This is a genomic window from Chitinophaga silvisoli (assembly GCF_003412465.1).
GTDB lineage: Bacteria > Bacteroidota > Bacteroidia > Chitinophagales > Chitinophagaceae > Chitinophaga > Chitinophaga silvisoli.
Genome location: NZ_QTJV01000010.1, coordinates 139,604 through 158,399 on the forward strand (window position 1 = coordinate 139,604; position 18,796 = coordinate 158,399).

Below are 18,796 nucleotides of genomic sequence, written 5' to 3' on the forward strand. Positions count from 1 at the left end.
ATTATTATCAACAATCATTATCACTATAAGTAAATGAAAAAAGTAGTACTGGGATTTAGCGGAGGACTCGATACTTCCTATTGCGTTAAATATCTGACCGAAGAAAAAGGATATGAAGTGCATTCTGTAATCGTGAATACCGGCGGTTTTTCTGATGAAGAACTGGTGGAAATTGAAAAGCGCGCTTACAATTTAGGTGTGAAGAGCCATAAGACGGTAAATGCAGTACGCTCTTATTATGATAGTGTGATCAAATACCTCATTTTCGGTAATGTACTGAAGAATAATACATACCCACTGAGCGTAAGTGCAGAGCGTATGAGCCAGGCACTTGCTATCGGCGAATACGTAAGAGAAGTAGGTGCCGATGCAGTAGCCCACGGTAGTACCGGTGCTGGTAACGATCAGGTGCGTTTTGATATGATCTTCCATATCATGATTCCGGGTGTTGAAATTATCACTCCCATCCGTGATATGAAACTGAGCCGTGAAGAAGAAATTTCTTACCTCAAATCCAAAGGTGTTGAAATGAACTTCGAAAAGGCTGCATACTCTATCAACAAAGGTATGTGGGGTACTTCAGTAGGTGGCAAAGAGACCCTGACTTCCAACGGTTTCCTGCCTGAAGAAGCATGGCCTACACAGCTGACTAAGGAAGGTACAGAGCAGGTGAAACTGAAATTTGTGAAAGGTGAACTGACTGGTGTAAATGACAAGACTTTTGCACATCCTTCCGAAGCAATCCAGTATTTACAGACTATAGCAGGCCCGTTTGCCATTGGCCGCGATATACACGTAGGTGATACCATCATCGGTATCAAAGGCCGCGTAGGCTTCGAAGCTGCAGCGCCTGTAATTATTCTTAAAGCACACCATGCACTGGAAAAACACGTGCTCACAAAATGGCAGCTGAGCTGGAAAGACCAGCTGGCTTCATTCTACGGTAACTGGATGCATGAAGGTCAGATCATGGACCCTGTAATGCGCGACATCGAAGCGTTCTTACAGCACAGCCAGGAAAACGTGACTGGTGATGTATTTGTAACATTACAGCCTTACCGCTTCCAGGTAACTGGTATCGAATCTGCTTACGATCTGATGAGCAGCAAATTCGGTAAATACGGTGAGATGAATAATGGCTGGAGTGGCGAAGACGTAAGAGGCTTCAGCAAGATCTTCGGTAACCAGACTATGATCTGGCATCAGGTAACTGAGAGCGCCAAAGGCGGCAAATAATTAAGAATGGCAACTGAGAAAAAAATAAATGCAGGGATTGTAGGCGGTGCTGGTTATGGTGGTGGTGAAATGATCCGTCTTTTACTGAATCATCCGCATGTAAATATATCTTTCGTACACAGTCGCAGCAATGCCGGCAATCCTCTATATGCCGTACATGCTGACCTGCTGGGCGAAACTGAGCTCACCTTTACCGGAGAACTCAGCAATGATGTAGATGTTATCTTCCTCTGCCTGGGACATGGCGAAGCAAAGAAATTTGTGGAAGAAAACGACATCCCTGCACACATCAATATCATCGATCTGAGCCAGGATTTCAGACTCGGAGAAACAGCCAAAGGCCGGGAATTCGTTTATGGCCTGGTTGAAATGAACAGAGAGAAAATCGCACATGCAAAGAACATTGCCAACCCTGGCTGCTTTGCTACTGCTATACAACTCGGCCTGCTGCCGCTGGCAAAAGCAGGTAAACTGCAGGAAGTACATACTACCGGGATCACTGGTTCTACCGGTGCCGGACAAAGTCTGCAGGCGACCTCCCATTTTACATGGAGAGCCAACAACGTGAGTACATACAAAGTGCTGAGCCATCAGCACCTGAAGGAAATACGACGAAGCTTACAGCTGTTGCAACCATCCTTCGGCGGTGAGATTAATTTTGTGCCTGTGAGAGGTGACTTTCCAAGAGGAATCTGGATCACTTCTTACCTGAACAGCGATCTCACACTCGAAGAAGCACAGCAGCTGTATAAAGACTACTATGCTAATCATCCTTTCACACATGTAAGTGATAAACAGATTGACCTGAAGCAGGTGGTAAACACCAACAAGGTCCTGATCCAGCTGGAGAAAGTGGGCAACAAACTCGTGATCCACTCTATCGAAGACAACCTGGTGAAAGGTGCCTCCGGACAGGCCATTCAGAATATGAATATCATGTACGGACTGGATGAAACTGCAGGACTGAAGCTGAAATCAATCGTATTTTAAAATCTTAAGATCCTTCTGAAAAAATGAATTTATTCGACGTATATCCCATCAACAATATTATCATTGAGAAAGCCTTAGGTTCCAACGTTTGGGACGACCAGGGCAATCAATATCTTGACATGTATGGCGGTCACGCTGTGATCTCTATTGGCCATACACATCCTCATTACGTAAAGAGACTGACTGAACAACTGAACAAAGTAGGGTTCTATTCCAACTCTGTAAAGATCCCTATTCAGCAGCAGCTGGCTGAGAAGCTGGGTAAGCTGAGCGGTAAGCCTGACTACCAGCTGTTCCTCGTGAACAGTGGTGCGGAAGCGAATGAGAATGCACTGAAACTGGCTTCTTTCTTCAATGGTAAAAAGAAAGTGATTGCTTTCAAAAACAGTTTCCACGGCAGAACTTCCCTGGCAGTCGCAGTGACAGACAATCCAAAGATTGTAGCACCTGTGAACCAGACGGACAACGTAATCTTCCTGCCATGGGAAGATGAAGCTGCGCTGGAAGCGGCTTTCAAGGCCAACGAGATCTCTTCTGTCATCATCGAAGGGATCCAGGGCGTAGGTGGTATTAAAGTAGCCAGCGCTTCTTTCCTGCAAAAGATCAGAAGCCTGTGCGACCAGTATAATGCAGTGTTTATTGCTGATAGCGTACAGTGTGGTTATGGCAGAAGTGGTAAATTCTTCTCTCACGATCATGCAGGTGTAAATGCAGACATTTATACCATGGCAAAGGGCATGGGCAATGGTTTCCCGATCGGTGGTATCATTATCGCACCTCATATCAAACCGGCTTACGGTATGCTGGGTACTACCTTTGGTGGTAACCACCTGGCTTGTGCAGCAGCACTGGCAGTACTGGAGACGATGGAGAATGAAAACCTGATTGCGAATGCAGAGAAAGTAGGCAACTACCTGATCAGCGAACTGAAAAAGTTCCCACAGGTGACAGAGGTAAGAGGCAGAGGGTTGATGATCGGTATCGAACTGCCGGAATCACTGAACCATGTGAGAAAAGAACTGTTATTTAAGCATAAGATCTTTACAGGTGAGGCGAAGCCAAATGTGATCAGGTTGCTGCCTTCCCTGGCACTGACCATGGAACATGCCAATGAGTTCCTGACTGCTTTCAGCAAAGAACTGAACTAGGATTTGGGAGGGGCTCTTTTTGAAATTTAAAAGTATTCCCGCCTGGGGCTGGCTTTTAAATAATCTGAAATGAGTCACGAACTATTTTAATATCATCATTACAGCGCCATACAGAAAAAATGAAACAATTTATTTCAGTAGATGATGTGCCAAGTGTCCCACGTTTAGTGGATATAGCTTTGGACTACAAGAAACAGCCTTTTAAAGATAAGCACCTGGGTGAGAATAAGACCCTGGGTATGATCTTCTTAAACCCAAGTCTTCGAACACGATTAAGTACGCAGGTAGCGGCGAAGAACCTTGGGATGGAAGCGGTTGTATTCAACATCGATAAGGAGGGCTGGCAGCTGGAAATGAATGATGGTGCGATAATGAATGGCAGCACCTCAGAACACGTAAAAGAGGCCGCAGCGGTAATGGGTCAATACTTTGACATCATGGCCATCCGTACTTTCCCGGGTCTGAAAGACAAGGAAGCGGATTACACGGAGAAATATATTAACCAGTTTATCAAATATGCAGGTGTACCTGTAGTAAGTCTGGAGAGTGCTACCCTGCACCCGCTGCAGAGTCTTACAGATGTAATCACTATTAAGGAGCGCTGGAATCAGCCTCGTAAACCAAAGGTGGTGATGACCTGGGCACCTCACGTGAAAGCCCTGCCACAGGCAGTACCTAATTCATTTGCACAATGGATGAATGGCTGGGGTGAAGTTGATTTCGTGATCACACATCCGGAAGGCTATGAACTGGATCCTAAGTTCAGTGGCAGTGCGCAGATTGAATACAACCAGGATAAGGCACTGGAAGGGGCAGACTTTGTATATGTAAAAAACTGGTCCAGCTATAATGACTATGGTAAGATCACCTGCACGGATCCGGCTTGGATGGTAGACAACGCGAAGCTGCGGGGTACCAACGATGCGAAGATCATGCATTGCCTGCCGGTGAGGCGAAATGTGGTGATAGCGGATGAGGTGCTGGACGGGCCGAATTCAATCGTCATACCCGAGGCCGGCAACCGTGTCTGGGCTGCGCAGGCTGTATTAAGTGAGATTTTGAAGAATAAATAATATGAAGGCATCCCCGCAAGGGATGCCTCCCAATTTTTAAATAAGATATGATCGATCTCTTTGTCATTAAAGTCGGCGGTAACGTCATCGACAACCCTGCTTTACTGGATACATTTTTACAGCAATTCTCAAAAATTCAGGGTAAGAAAATACTGATACACGGTGGTGGGAAGATAGCCACCAGGATAGGTGATAAGCTGGGTATCGAATCGAAATATGTAGATGGCCGCCGCATTACAGATGCGGATACAATTGATGTGGTCACCATGGTATACGGTGGTTTGGTCAACAAACAACTGGTCGCCAAATTACAGGCGAATGGTTGTAACGCCATTGGTATGACGGGTGCAGACGCAAATATTATCCCTGCTGTAAAAAGACCTGTAAAAGAGATCGACTATGGATTTGTAGGAGACATCGACAATGACCAGGTACAGTCAGCTCCACTGAAAGCATTGCTGGAAGCAAACCTGACACCTGTATTTGCCTCCCTGACCCACGATGGTAAGGGCCAGATCCTGAACACCAATGCAGATACCATTGCTTCTGCGCTGGCGATTGCAATGTCGAAAGTATATAACGTAAGACTGATTTATTGTTTCGAAAAGAAAGGAGTATTGCACGACGCACAGGACGATAATGCAGTAATTAACCTGATCGACCGTCAGATCTATAATGAGCTACTGGCAGACGGTGTGCTGACAGACGGAATTCTTCCTAAACTGAACAACGCATTTGCTGCAATTGAGAGTGGCGTGAGTGAAGTGCTGATAGGCCATGCAGACGATGTGCTGAGCAATACGTCTGAGACAGTAGCGGGCACCTTAATACGCTAACCTATGTGGAACCAACAACTGTATACTGATGCTGTTGAACTGTTAAAATCATTGATTGCAACACCTTCGCTGAGCAGGGAAGAGCAGGATACTGCTACGCTGATCGGTGAATTTCTGACAGCGAGGAACATACCTTTCAACCGGCATCTGAATAACATCTGGGCGCTAAATAAATACTTCGATCCAGCTAAACCAGTGATCGTATTCAATTCTCATCACGACACTGTAAAGCCTAATCCGCAATATACACGTAACCCGTTTTCTCCCGATATAGAGGATGGTAAACTGTATGGATTGGGTAGTAATGATGCAGGTGGTTGCCTGGTGAGCCTGATTGCTACTTTCCTGCATTTCTACGACCGGCAGGATCTGAAATACAATGTGATCCTGACGGCTACTGCCGAGGAAGAGATCAGTGGTCATAATGGTATTGAGAGCATTCTCGACCAGTTGCCTGCCATTGAATTTGCCATTGTAGGAGAGCCTACGCAAACGCAGCTGGCGATCGCCGAAAAAGGGCTGATGGTACTGGACTGCACGGTGTATGGAAAAGCTGGTCATGCGGCGAGAAATGAGGGTGAAAATGCCATTTACAAGGCATTGCCCGATATTGAATGGTTCCGTACTTACCAGTATCCAAAAGTATCTGAAACACTGGGTCCTGTGAAGATGAGTGTAACGGTGATTCAAACATCGAACAAAGCACACAATGTGGTGCCTGCAGATGTATCGTTCGTAGTGGATGTACGTGTTACAGAGCAATATACCCTGGAAGAAATTCTGGAGATCATCCAGGCGAATGTACAATGTGAAGTGAAGCCACGTTCTATACGTATGCGTCCTTCAGGTATTCCGCTGGATCATCCGTTTGTACAGGCTGGCGTGAGGTTGGGAAAGACCTGTTATGGTTCACCGACTACTTCGGACCAGGCATTGATACCGGCTACCTCTATCAAGATGGGACCGGGAGATTCTGCCAGATCACATACGGCGGATGAGTTCATCTTTGTAGATGAGATCAGGCAGGGTATAGACAGTTATATATCATTGTTGGAAGAGATTATTAAAAACTAATTGGAAATGAAAATCTGGCAAAAAGACAAAGCAGCCCTTGCTGAAGTAGATAAATTCACGGTAGGTAAAGACCGTGAAATGGATGCTTTTCTCGCGCCTTTCGATGTGCTCGGGTCCCTGGCGCATACGACGATGCTGCAGACGATCGGCCTACTGACGGCTGATGAATTGGCTGTATTGCAAAAGGAACTGAAACAAATTTACAAAGAGATACAGGAAGGCAATTTTGTACTGGAAGATGGGGTAGAAGATATCCACTCCCAGGTGGAGTTGCTGCTGACCCGCCGTCTGGGTGAGGTAGGTAAAAAGATTCATAGCGGGCGTTCCAGGAATGACCAGGTTTTAGTGGACCTGAAACTGTTCCTGCGTTCCGAGTTGCAGGCATTGGTACAGGAGGTGAAATCCCTGTTCGATTTATTGCAGCAAAAGAGTGAGGAATACAAGGATCGCCTGATGCCGGGATATACGCACCTGCAGATAGCGATGCCTTCTTCATTTGGCCTCTGGTTTGGTGCATATGCAGAGAGCCTGGTAGATGACCTGACTATGCTGCAGGGTGCTTACAAGGTGGTGAACAAAAACCCACTGGGTTCTGCTGCGGGCTATGGTTCTTCTTTCCCCCTGAACCGTACACTGACTACACAGTTGTTAGGGTTCGACGACCTGAACTACAATGTCGTGTATGCGCAGATGGGACGTGGTAAGACAGAGAAGATAGTATCTTTTGCACTGGCAGGAATTGCGGCTTCACTGGCTAAGATGGCGATGGATGCAACGCTGTTTATGAACCAGAACTTTGGTTTCATCAGTTTCCCTGATGAGCTGACTACAGGTAGTTCGATTATGCCGCATAAAAAGAATCCGGATGTGTGGGAACTGATCCGTTCTCATTGCAATAAGCTACAGGCTTTGCCGAATGAGATTGCGATGATGATCACCAATCTGCCGGTGGGTTATCACAGAGATCTGCAGTTGCTGAAGGAAAACCTGTTCCCGGCATTTGGTGTGTTGAAAGACTGTATCAAAATGACCGGATTGATGCTGTCTAACATCCGCATTAAAGAAAATATCCTGGATGATGCGAAGTACCAGTACCTGTTTAGCGTGGAGGTAGTGAATAAGCTGGTGCTGGAAGGAGTGCCTTTCAGAGAGGCTTACAAGCAGGTAGGGCTGGATATTGAGAAGGGGGCGTTTGCACCGGAGAAAGCGGTACAACATACACATGAGGGAAGTATTGGCAACCCTGGTACAGCAGAAATAAATAAAATGATGGAAGATGTGTTGAAAGGTTTTAACTTTGTAAAAGTAGATGCTGCGATTGCGGCGTTGACTAAGTAGACTTACTAACCTATTTTATTAAAGGGAGCGGAATGTATTCCGCTCCCTTTTTTTATCTCAAATGGAAATTTCACTTTTGACAGAAGTTCTTTTTTATCTCATAATACTTTTTATCTCGTCTATCAATCTGTCGATCTTCCTTGTATTCTGCACTTGCCTGATCATCATACTCTTTGTATTCTTTGCGCCAGGCTCATGGAAGATCATATGCACTTCGGTACCTGAGTAGGCACCATTTGTTGTTTTCCTGATCATATGAAAATTCTGGAAGTACTCGAATGGCATTTTCAGGTTGCCTAGTCTTGCGGGACTCTTTTTCTCTACCATCCGGTTCTTTGTATCAAATGTGATGGTCATGAACATGGCATTCAGGAAAATCAAGGCAAAGAGGAGGGGACCGACTATAAAAAGAAAACGAACAAGGTCATTTTTATCCTGGAAATAAGCATAAGGGGTCATTTCATGAATGCCCAGTGCCAGGCAGGCGATGGCAAAGATGATCATCCCTACTCTTCGTTGTTTGTAGGTATATATGCCATTGCTTTCGGTAAAATATTGATATTCTGTAATGATCTCTTTCTGCTCCGTCAGTGGGCTGGACATATCCAGGTACTTATGGATGAGAGGAATCACTTCACTGGTAAATGCTACACAATTAGGATGTGAATCCTTTGTGTAATAAGAGGAAAGCGCGATGCCTTTACCAAACTTGTTATCTTTCGGATACATCCTGAAATTGAATCCACCTGTTGATTGCCGCATCACATTGATGCCATGCAGCTGGTCGAATGATTTGGTTACGACGGGTATAATTCCCAGCCACTTTTTCGTCATAGTGAAACTGGTATTGTCAAAGACAATATGAGTGTAACCGTTTGCAAAGAACAATGCAAGGAAGGCAACAAAAAACGGTGTCAGAATGGTCATCGTGTGTGCAAAGCTGTAGGGTTCCATGATATATACAGCAATAGTAAATCCGATAAGGAGAACGGCCAGAATTACGCTTACGACAAAGTACCATCCGTAGGGGTAGATGGTAATTCTGTCGCTTTCGACAGTCCATCTTGTTTTCATCAGTTCTTTAATTGACATATAGTTAAAATTTAGGGTTCCGGCGAAGATATAAAAAAAAAAAACGCTTGTGCGGGTTGCAGAAGCGTTTGGGAATTGTAGTATATCCTTCGCTGATTAGAATCCAATATTGATGCCGGCAAAGAAATTGGTGCCGGCCATAGGGTAATACCCGTTCGAAGAGATGGTCTGTCCGTTTTCTTTGTATATATAAGTATAGCCATTAGGGCTATACTTAGCGTTCCAGATATTATTGAGCATGAACTGTAAGCCCAGTTCTTTGAAGAGCCGCTGTGGTACGATATAATTGATCCGCAGATCATTGGTATAATAGGCATCCAGGCTACGCTCTTTCTCACCTGTATTATCCAGGTACTGACGGCTTACGTATTTGCCTATTAAGCTGATTTCGAGGTTTTTAATTGGCTTTGCTGTCAATGTATAGCCGCCTACGAAAGCGGGGGAGAAGGCGATATTGCTACTGCCTGATACGAGTGTATCCTGCCCGCCGGTATCGTAGTTGTCCACATAGCTAACGAAGTTTTTCACCTTATTCTGACTGAGCGCTGCATTCAGGCCGATGCTGAAATATTTGCCCAGTCGCTGGGTGCCCTGCAACTCGATACCTGTACGATAGCTTTTAGGAATATTAGTGCGGGTATAAGCGCCTACTTCGTTCAGTTTGCCGGTTTGTACCAGTTGATTTTTGTAGTTCATGTAGTAGACGTTCGCCTGCAATACCAGGTTGTGTTTATGCAGGGTATAACCTGCTTCAACATCCCGCAATGATTCTGCTTTTGGTGTTTGTTGTTTGGCTGCTTCAAAGTCATCGCGGTTAGGTTCTTTGTTACCAATGGCGAAGGAAGCATATACATCCTGCTGTTCGTTGAGCGAGTAGGTGATACCTGCTTTCGGATTGAAGAAGTTGTATTTGTTATGCTGAATGAGTGTAGGATTATCTTCGAAGCCATCGATATTGTATTTCACATCGCGGTATTGCAGGTCAGCAAATACGCGGAGAGCGTTGGTCACTTTGTATTCGCCTTTCCAGTAGATGTTGGCATCCCGCTTCATGGCATCGAGGTCGTAGTACTTGTAATCTTTGTCGATGGCATATTGGGCCCAGATGATCTGGCCATTGTGATTGCCTTCGTAGCGGTTCCAGCCACCGCCTACACTCCAGGAGAATTTGGTGCCCTTGTAGTTGACAGAGAAGATGCTGCCATAGAAATCATTGTCGAGCCAGAGCTGACGAATGAGGTCTGTGCTGGTGACCTCAGTTCCGTTGATGACAGGGTTGCTGAGGCCGTAGCTGCTATAAGCCTGGGCTTCTTTGTACTGCTCATAATATCCTTTTCCTTTGGTATAGTGAGCGGCAACAGTGAAGTTCAGTTTATCGCTGAGGGCCTGGTTGAGGAACAACTGGTAGTTGTCCATCTGGTAATTGTCTGTCTCGTTTTTGTAGTAAGAGCCATCGGATTTTTGTCCGGCAGAGTTATAGGTACGGTGGGTAGCGAGGGAATCCAGCGGTACACCATTCCATGCCTGGTAGGTCTTTTCAGTGCCTGAGAAGACATTGAGCCGGATGGCAGTGTTTTTTGAAATATATGCGGCAGAAGTATAAAAAGATTTCAGGTTAGAGCTGGCGCGGTCAATATAGCCATCGGATGTGACTCTTGAGAGGCGGGCATCGAAAGTGAAGTGACCGTTAATGAGGCCGGTACCGGCTTTGACGGTATTCTTCCAGGAATTGAAGGAGCCGAAGCTGTTGTATATTTCTCCGTAAGCTTTTTCCCTGTAGTCATTGGTACTGATATTGAGTGAAGCGCCAAAAGCACCGGCACCGTTGGTAGAGGTACCTACGCCACGTTGTAGCTGGATACTGCTCACGCTGGAAGCGAGGTCCGGGATGTCTACAAAGTAGGTGCCCTGTGATTCCGCGTCATTGACAGGGATACCGTTGGTGGTGACATTGATACGGGTGATGTCGGTTCCTCTTACACGCATGCTGGTATAACCGATACCTGTACCTGCATCGGAGTTGGTGACTACGCCGGGCATTTGGTTGAGCAGGATAGGAAGGTCCTGGCCCAGGTTCTGCTTTTTGATCTCTTCGGCGGTGATGGTAGATTGTGTAAATGGAGCATGCTGGCCAACGCGGAGGCTGGTGATTTCAACAGGCTGTACGAAGAGACCGGTTTCTTCCATTTGCAGGTCGGCATTGGTGCGGGCACCGTTGGTCTGCACGGAAGTAGTAAGTGGCTGGAAGCCCAGGTAAGTGGCCTTGATGGTGAAAGTACCCTGAGAAGGGAGCAGGATCCTGTAAACTCCGTTTACATTGGAATAGGCACCGGTATTATCGGCAGAAAGAATGCTGACAGACACGCCTTCGAGGGGGCGGCCGGTTTTCTTGTCAGTGACTACACCGGTAAGCACAGTTTGTGCCTGGACCGAGACTGCGGCGAATAACAGCCATAGCAGTAAGAATTGTCTCATGGACTCTACAGTTTAAAAAGCTACGGTATGAGAGTAGCATTAAGTTATCTGCTACGCATGTGCGTGCAGCTTGCCATATGTGGGTAAGGAAGAATTGATTCACTTACCTTTCCTAATCAGCATTACCTGATCAGGTTCAACGGGTCTGATCTCAGCCTGATAGTAAGGCACCCCGAGGTGAAGCCGGTTGGTGGTTTTAAATGTACGAGGTACACACCGGTTTCCGGCACAAAGGTATAGTGCGCCTGGTTAAAAACGATAATTTTTTTTTAAATGATAGAAAATCGTTAAATTAGAATTGCATATATATTATCCCCCCTGGAAAGATTTCACTCGTTTATTTTTTATTGTTAACCATCAATTTGTAATTACATGATCAGACTTTCGGTCATTGGCCATCTGGGGCATGATGCTTTGAAAAAAGACATCAATGGGAAAACTGTGCTGTCATTTAGTGTAGCGCAAAACGAACAGTTTAAAAGTTTAAAGGGGGTGGTGCGGGAGCGTACTACGTGGATTAATTGTTCTGTCTGGGGACGGGATAACCTGGCACCTTATTTAAGAAAGGGGAGCCTGGTGTATGTAGAGGGCCGGCCTGCGTTCAGGGGTTATGTGGATAAGCGGGGGGAAGCCCTGGCGGGTGTGAACATGATGGTAATGGAGCTGGCTTTATTGCCGGGAGCCAGGGGTGTGTTGGGCACGGGGAGTACCGGGATAGAGGAGGAGAATCTGGCGGAGGTGCCGGAAAATGAGGGATTTGATGATGAGGAAGATGATGATGAGGAGGAAGAGGTTGATGATGAGGAGAACGAAGAGGAAGAGGATAATGAGGAAGTGGGTGAGGAAAAAGAGGGTGACGAAGAGAAAGAGGATGATGAGGGAGAGGTGCTGAAGGATGGGATAAGAAGTGATTTGCCATTTTAATGAATTTCCTTTTTAAGAAGGGATACATTTCGTCTATAGGTCTGTTCTTTATCCCTGTGTGAAGTCGGCAGTTCATTGATATTTTCATTTACATGAATCCTAAATACTCACTTTTGCCATAGGCAGGAGTGAGTTTTTTGATTCATGGAAGAACTTGAAAAAAACTTTTAGTTATTTTTTTAAATGAACGGTCTGCTTTGTAATCTTTACTGGTATTGAGTTGTAGGGTATCCTGCTGTTGAGGTCTTTAAAATTAAAGAAGATTTCTTTTAAAAAAGATTTGGCAGCGATGATTCTTTGTCTATCTTTGCAATCTCATTGCGAGGTAGAGCAGAGGTAGCTCGTCGGGCTCATAACCCGAAGGTCAGAGGTTCGAATCCCCTCCTCGCTACAAACGAAGTCCCGACCAGGTCGGGATTTTTTTATAGCATTCAGAATGAAGCCGAGCAATTCGGCTTTTTTTATTTCTGGTAATTTAGGAAATTAGAATAGAATTTTTATACATGCATAAAGCAGGGTTTGTAAATATCTTCGGTAAGGCAAATGCAGGGAAAAGCACCCTGATGAACGCGCTCATTGGCGAAAAGCTTGCTATTGTATCGCCGAAGGTACAAACAACCAGACACCGCATTACCGGTATCGTTACTACAGACGAATACCAGATCGTATTTTCTGATACCCCGGGTATCATTGATCCCCGTTATCGCTTACACGAAAAAATGATGGGTGCTGTGAAGTCTGCATTGGAAGATGCTGACATTGCTATGCTGATGATGGATGCCAGGGATAATGTAGCGGAGAACCTGGCGCTTTTTGATTCACTGAAACTGAAAGCAAAGTGTCTGCTTGTCATCAACAAGATGGACGTGATGGAGAAGGAGAAGCTGGAGGAAGTAGTGAAGCAATGTGAAGAGTGGGGCAAGGCACCGGTGATTACGATTTCTGCTTTGCAGAACAAGGGGGTAGATACCCTGCTGAAAAAGATTGTAGAACTGCTGCCGGAGAGTGATCCATTCTATCCTGAAGATACATTAACAGATAAGTCAACCCGCTTCTTCGTAGCGGAGATGATCAGGGAAAAGATCTTTCATTTGTATGAAGAAGAGATTCCTTATCACACAGCGGTAGTGGTGACGCAATACCAGGAGAAGACGACGCTGACGAAGATCTCTGCCGAGATTATAGTGACGAGGGATACGCAGAAGGGGATTATACTGGGAGATAAGGGAAGCGGGATCCGGAAACTGGGTACCATGGCAAGAGAAGATATTGAGAAGTTTATTGGGCAGAAGGTGTTTTTGGAGTTGTTTGTGAAGGTAAGAGGGAAGTGGAGAGATAATGATCTTTATTTGAAGGAGTACGGGTATTAGGAACACATCAATTTTTAGTTTAGTAATTTTTAAATATTATGGCTGGATTTACAGTAGCAATTGTCGGTCGTCCTAATGTGGGTAAGTCTACCCTGTTCAACCGTTTGCTGGAACAGCGCAAAGCCATTGTGGATGACGTGAGTGGCGTAACCAGGGACAGACAGTATGGTGTGGCAGACTGGAATGGCAAATCTTTCAACGTAATTGATACCGGTGGTTTTGTACACGGTAGTGATGATGTTTTTGAACGTGAGATCCGCAAGCAGGTGAAAATTGCCATGGATGAAGCAAACGTATTGCTCTTCATGTGTGATGCTGCCACCGGTATTACAGATCTCGATGATAATATGGCGGAGATATTGCGCCGTTCTTCAAAGCCAGTGCTGCTTGTTGTCAACAAAGTAGATAACAACAACCGTATGCTGGAAGCCACTGAGTTTTACAGTCTTGGTTTTGAAAGAGTATTCTTTATGTCGTCTATGAGCGGCAGTGGTAGTGGGGAACTACTCGATGCAGTGGTAGAGCTGATTCCTGAAGAAGAAGAAAGTGCAGAAGATGCTGAAACAAAGGAAATACCAAAGATAGCTATCATTGGTCAGCCGAATGTGGGCAAGTCTTCCCTGCTGAATGCACTGATTGGCGAGGAACGTAACATCGTGTCTGATATTCCCGGTACGACCAGAGATACCATTCACACACACTATAAAATGTTCCAGAAAGACTTCATACTGATCGATACTGCGGGCTTACGCCGTAAGACCAAAGTACATGAAGACCTGGAATTTTATTCAGTGATCCGTGCTATTAAGGCGATGGATGAAGCAGATGTATGTCTGTTGCTGCTGGATGCTGTCAACGGCATTACCCAGCAGGATCTGAACATTTTCAGCCTGGCTGCCCGTAAAGGGAAAGCGCTGGTGATCCTGGTGAACAAATGGGATCTGATCGAAGAAAAGAAGACCAATACTGCCCGTGATTACGAAAAGCAGCTGAAAGAAAGGCTGGCACCATTCAATGATGTGCCTATAATCTTTACTTCAGTAGCTGAGAAGCAGCGTATCTTCAAGGCCATCGAAGAGGGGCTGCGTGTTTATGAAAACCGTAAGCGTAAGGTACAGACTTCCAAGCTGAATGAGGTGATGCTGAAGGCGATCGAGTCATTCCATCCACCGGTAGTAAGGGGCATACCTATTAAAATCAAGTATGTAACACAGTTACCTACGTATACGCCTGCATTTGCATTTTTCTGCAACCTGCCGGATGATGTGAAACAACCGTATCGTAACTACCTTGAAAATCAGCTGCGTACGCACTTTGATTTCCAGGGGGTACCCATCAAATTGTTCTTCCGTAAGAAATAAAGCGCGTTTTTTTAATAAAATATGGGTCAAAGTGTTTTATAATTAAAAATAACTATATACCTTTGCCCATCTTTAAAATTATCAAAGCATGAAAAAATTATTCTTTTTAGCAGTTGCTGCTGGTATGTTCTTCGTAGCATGTAACGGTGGTTCTTCTACAACTACAGATTCTACTGCTACTGCTCCAGCTGATACTGCTGCTGCTGTTGCTCCAGCTCCAGCTGATAGCACTGCTACTCCAGTTGCTGATAGCGCTGCTGCTCCAGTTGCTGATACAGCTGCTGCTGCTAAGTAAGACTAAGGTTTTACAAAGAATTAGCCTTCCTGCTTGCAGGAAGGCGTTTTTATTTTAGGGACATTCCTATTATAAAAAAAAGGCTGGTGTTAGGTACACCAGCCTTTTTTATGATTAATCGTTGTTTTCTTTGTTTAGTACATCTATCGCTTTCTTCATCATTTCATCATTCTGATTCAGCGATTCCCAATACCCTTCATAACTCCATATTTGTCTTGCCAGGATTGCTTTCAAACGATTTTGTATTTCCACTTCATCATGTGGTTTCAATCCACCTACACCTTTTATACTATCACGTTCTGCATAGCTCTTGAATGCACTCATAATGCCGGCCGGTACCTGGTACTGGTTCACAAACTGGGATGCATCTTTATATTGTTTGAATTCGTCTTTGTGACTGATGTAGTATTGGTAAACGAAATTGCTGAAGGCACTACGGGAATACATACTTGAAATAACCGGGGAGAAACGGCTGGTGTCAAACGGGATGAAGATATCAGGTGTGATACCACCCCCACCGTATACCACTCTGCCTTTAGCAGTCTTGTATTTCACGGTATCCAGTACCTTGATACTATCCTGGTTTACAAACTCACCATGATTGAACCGGTTCAGGATATCTTCGTCATAAGCCTCACGGCCATTGGCATAAGATTTCTGAATACTTCTGCCGGAAGGTGTGTAGTAACGGGCTACTGTGAGGCGCAGTGCGCCACCGTTGCTCAGATCGAATTGTTCCTGCACCAGTCCTTTTCCAAATGTGCGACGGCCGATGATGGTACCGCGATCCCAGTCCTGTACCGCACCTGCCAGAATTTCGCTGGCGCTGGCGGAACCTTCATCAGTCAGGATGGCCAGGGCACCATGTTCAAACAGACCTGGTTTTTCGCACTTGTAGTCAGTACGTGGGTAGCTCTTACCTTTTGTATAGAGGATCAGTTTATTGTCATCCAGCAATTCATCTGCAATACGGGTAGCCGCATCGAGGTAGCCGCCTGGATTTTGCCGCAGGTCGATTACCAGCTTCTTCATTTGCTGCTTTTCCAGTTTACGCATGGCTGCCATGAACTCATCGAAGGTAGTGCCACTGAACTTACTTATTTTAATATACCCGATCTCCGGAGTCACCATATAGCTGGCATCGATGCTGTATAGCGGAATGATGCCACGGGTGATCTGGATAGGGAGTAGTTTTCTACTGCGCATCATGGTCACATTTACTTTGGAGCCTTTGGGACCACGCAGCAGCTGGCGGATCTTGTCGCTGGTAATATTGTTACCTGCCACCAGGCTGTCGTTTACCCTGATGATCTTATCGCCTGTCTGCACGCCTGCTGTTTCAGAAGGACCGCCGGCGATCACGGAGATCACATTCACAGTATCGGCAGTAATGTTGAATTCCACACCGATGCCCTGGAAGTTGCCGTCCAGATCTTCGTTCACTTCTTCCAGACTGGAAGGGGGGATGTAGATGGAGTGGGGGTCGAGGTGGCTGAGAAGGCCTTCGATGGCTTCCTGCTGCAGATCGCCCAGTTTCAGGGTATCCACGTATTTTACTTTGAGAAGGTCCATGACTTCCTGTAAAGGTCCCCTGTCTACCCGGCTAAAGAGGAGCGTTTGCGCTCCGGTGTTAGACCCTGGCATTTTATGGCCCAGATACATTCCCAACGCCAGTACTACGGCTAAAAGTAACGGTAAAAAAACATTCAATTTCCTGTTCGACATAAACTTCGAGTATTAAGATTGCGGCAATGTCCGCTCGCTGTGGCCATTTTTAGGTAATTTTTACAGCAGTAGTATATATAATCCTGTTTTGTTTAACTTGTGGGGCAAAAATAGTATAATAACAAATAATCATCACCTAAACCTCAAACCTTAACGGGCGTGTCATGAAAATAAAGCTAATCGCAGATAGTGGGTCCACCAAGGCGGATTGGTGTTTAACAGGGGGCAATGAAACAGGACATTTCGCTACACAGGGCATCAGCCCTTATTTTTTAAACGCTCAGCAGATCAAGGAAATCCTGGAAAGAGAGCTGTTGCCAAAGCTGCCTGCTGATGTTGAGATTGCAGAAATTTTTTATTACGGAACGGGTTGTTTACAGCCAAAGAGTGTGCAGATTATGCAGACAGCCCTGGAATCTGTATGGCCGGCTGCAGCAGTGACGGTGAATCATGACCTGATGGGGGCTGCCAGGGCGCTCTGTGGCAGGAATCCTGGTATTGCCAGCATCCTGGGTACAGGATCCAATTCCGGTTTTTATGATGGCACACGCATTGTAAAGAATAATCCCGGACTGGGCTATGTACTGGGCGATGAAGGAAGTGGTGCCGTACTGGGCAAAAAGCTGTTGCAGATGTACCTTTACAATTCGTTTGACGAGGAACTGAAGGCGCGCTTTGACGAAACGTACAATACCTCCAATGATGAGATCCTGGAAAATGTATACCGTAAGCCATTGCCAAATCGTTACCTGGCTGGTTTTGCGCGTTTTCTGGGAGAGAACAGAGGGCATTATATTATTGAGAACATCCTTGAGGATGGGCTGAACGAGTTTTTTTTCAATCACATCTATAAATACAGCGAAAGCTGGACACATCCGCTACACTTCACTGGTAGCATAGCCTGGAACTTCAGGGATATTCTGCAGGAGCTGTGTGAGCTGTATGAGCTGCAGCTGGGCCGGATATTACGGAGCCCGATGGAAGGGTTGCTGGAGTATCATCAATCTTAAAATTTATCAATTCGAAAATGTCTTTTCAGAGAACCACTGAACAACCTTCACACTATAGACATCTGGAGAAGATGAGTGTGCAGGAGATCCTGAGTAATATTAACCAAGAGGATAAAACTGTACCCCAGGCTGTAGAAAAAGCATTGCCCCAGATAGAAAAACTGGTGACCGTGATTGCTGATAAGATGCTGGCAGGTGGCCGTTTATTTTATATGGGAGCTGGTACCAGCGGCAGATTGGGTATTGTGGATGCGAGTGAGTGTCCGCCAACTTTTGGAGTACCATTTGGATTGGTGATTGGGTTGATTGCGGGAGGAGATACGGCTATACGCAGGGCAGTGGAGTTTGCAGAAGATGATACGGAACAGGGCTGGAAAGACCTGCTGGCGCATAATATCACAGACAAAGACGTTGTAGTAGGCATCGCTGCGAGTGGTACCACCCCTTACGTGATCGGTGCACTGAATAAATGCCGGGCAAAAGGAATTGTGACAGGCAGTATTTGTTGTAATGCCGGATCACCGGTGTCAGCGGCGGCAGATCACCCGATTGAGGTAGTGGTAGGACCGGAATTTGTGACAGGTAGTACCCGTATGAAGAGTGGTACAGCACAGAAGCTGGTGCTGAATATGATTTCGACAGCGGTAATGATTCAGCTGGGTAGGGTTGAGGATAACAAGATGGTAAATATGCAGCTGACGAATGACAAGCTGGTGGATAGGGGTGTGAGGATGCTGATGGGACAGTTGGGCCTGGAAGATTATGAACAGGCAAAGGAATTGTTGCTGAAGGCTGGTAGTGTGAAGAAAGCGATGGAAGCGTACCAAAGATAAATATTGCAGTTTTTTC

General features: G+C 45.6%; 16 protein-coding genes, 1 tRNA gene and 1 riboswitch. Of the genes, 14 read left to right on the top strand and 3 right to left on the bottom strand.

The genetic code is table 11. The features are described from left to right. Positions 1-33 precede the first annotated feature (33 nt). From DXN04_RS24885 to argH, 7 genes are all read left to right on the top strand, one after another. The gene (locus DXN04_RS24885; RefSeq protein WP_116856118.1) at positions 34-1,236 is read left to right on the top strand and encodes an argininosuccinate synthase; all 1,203 of its coding nucleotides are present in this window, start codon (positions 34-36) and stop codon (positions 1,234-1,236) included. A 6-nt stretch (positions 1,237-1,242) separates the two neighbouring features. Further along, positions 1,243-2,226: an N-acetyl-gamma-glutamyl-phosphate reductase gene (gene argC, locus DXN04_RS24890; protein WP_116856119.1), complete on the top strand. Its 984-nt coding sequence runs from the start codon at positions 1,243-1,245 to the stop codon at positions 2,224-2,226. A gap of 23 nt (positions 2,227-2,249) precedes the next feature. Next, a complete protein-coding gene (locus DXN04_RS24895; RefSeq protein WP_116856120.1) occupies positions 2,250-3,374 on the top strand; it encodes an aspartate aminotransferase family protein in 1,125 nt (374 codons plus the stop codon). Positions 3,375-3,493: 119 nt separating this feature from the next. Continuing rightward, positions 3,494-4,447 (top strand): N-acetylornithine carbamoyltransferase, encoded by a 954-nt coding sequence (locus tag DXN04_RS24900; RefSeq protein WP_116856121.1) that lies wholly within the window; start codon positions 3,494-3,496, stop codon positions 4,445-4,447. A gap of 47 nt (positions 4,448-4,494) precedes the next feature. Then, the gene (gene argB, locus DXN04_RS24905; RefSeq protein WP_116856122.1) at positions 4,495-5,283 is read left to right on the top strand and encodes an acetylglutamate kinase; all 789 of its coding nucleotides are present in this window, start codon (positions 4,495-4,497) and stop codon (positions 5,281-5,283) included. Positions 5,284-5,286: 3 nt separating this feature from the next. Beyond that, on the top strand, positions 5,287-6,357 hold the full coding sequence (locus DXN04_RS24910) for a M20 family metallo-hydrolase (protein ID WP_116856123.1): 1,071 nt from the start codon (positions 5,287-5,289) through the stop codon (positions 6,355-6,357). A 6-nt stretch (positions 6,358-6,363) separates the two neighbouring features. Then, a complete protein-coding gene (argH, locus tag DXN04_RS24915; RefSeq protein ID WP_116856124.1) occupies positions 6,364-7,695 on the top strand; it encodes an argininosuccinate lyase in 1,332 nt (443 codons plus the stop codon). Between the two features lie 93 nt (positions 7,696-7,788). Here argH and DXN04_RS24920 read toward each other — a convergent pair whose 3' ends face one another. After that, on the bottom strand, positions 7,789-8,787 hold the full coding sequence (locus tag DXN04_RS24920) for a hypothetical protein (protein ID WP_116856125.1): 999 nt from the start codon (positions 8,785-8,787) through the stop codon (positions 7,789-7,791). Between the two features lie 96 nt (positions 8,788-8,883). After that, positions 8,884-11,262, bottom strand: coding sequence for a TonB-dependent receptor (locus DXN04_RS24925; protein ID WP_116856126.1), 2,379 nt, complete (start codon positions 11,260-11,262; stop codon positions 8,884-8,886). A gap of 92 nt (positions 11,263-11,354) precedes the next feature. Next, a riboswitch (TPP riboswitch) is annotated at positions 11,355-11,447 on the bottom strand. 187 nt (positions 11,448-11,634) lie between these two features. On the opposite strand from DXN04_RS24925, the gene DXN04_RS24930 reads away from it, so the two are divergent. The 5 genes from DXN04_RS24930 (at position 11,635) to DXN04_RS24950 (ending at position 15,212) form a co-directional block, all read left to right on the top strand. Next, the gene (locus DXN04_RS24930) at positions 11,635-12,186 is read left to right on the top strand and encodes a single-stranded DNA-binding protein (protein WP_116856127.1); all 552 of its coding nucleotides are present in this window, start codon (positions 11,635-11,637) and stop codon (positions 12,184-12,186) included. A 319-nt stretch (positions 12,187-12,505) separates the two neighbouring features. After that, positions 12,506-12,577 (top strand) — tRNA-Met (locus DXN04_RS24935). 112 nt (positions 12,578-12,689) lie between these two features. Continuing rightward, the gene (gene era / locus DXN04_RS24940; protein WP_116856128.1) at positions 12,690-13,556 is read left to right on the top strand and encodes a GTPase Era; all 867 of its coding nucleotides are present in this window, start codon (positions 12,690-12,692) and stop codon (positions 13,554-13,556) included. Positions 13,557-13,594: 38 nt separating this feature from the next. After that, positions 13,595-14,917 (top strand): ribosome biogenesis GTPase Der, encoded by a 1,323-nt coding sequence (gene der / locus DXN04_RS24945; RefSeq protein WP_116856129.1) that lies wholly within the window; start codon positions 13,595-13,597, stop codon positions 14,915-14,917. 88 nt (positions 14,918-15,005) lie between these two features. Then, entirely contained in the window at positions 15,006-15,212 is a 207-nt protein-coding gene (locus DXN04_RS24950) for a hypothetical protein (protein WP_116856130.1), read from the top strand. Positions 15,213-15,326: 114 nt separating this feature from the next. Here the strand turns inward: DXN04_RS24950 and DXN04_RS24955 are convergent, their stop codons facing one another. After that, positions 15,327-16,937: a S41 family peptidase gene (locus DXN04_RS24955; protein ID WP_116856131.1), complete on the bottom strand. Its 1,611-nt coding sequence runs from the start codon at positions 16,935-16,937 to the stop codon at positions 15,327-15,329. Positions 16,938-17,101: 164 nt separating this feature from the next. Here DXN04_RS24955 and DXN04_RS24960 point away from each other — a divergent pair, with 164 nt between their 5' ends. Next, the gene (locus tag DXN04_RS24960; protein ID WP_116856132.1) at positions 17,102-17,947 is read left to right on the top strand and encodes an N-acetylglucosamine kinase; all 846 of its coding nucleotides are present in this window, start codon (positions 17,102-17,104) and stop codon (positions 17,945-17,947) included. Positions 17,948-17,964: 17 nt separating this feature from the next. Further along, positions 17,965-18,780, top strand: coding sequence for an N-acetylmuramic acid 6-phosphate etherase (gene murQ / locus DXN04_RS24965; protein ID WP_116856133.1), 816 nt, complete (start codon positions 17,965-17,967; stop codon positions 18,778-18,780). Positions 18,781-18,796: the final 16 nt, after the last annotated feature.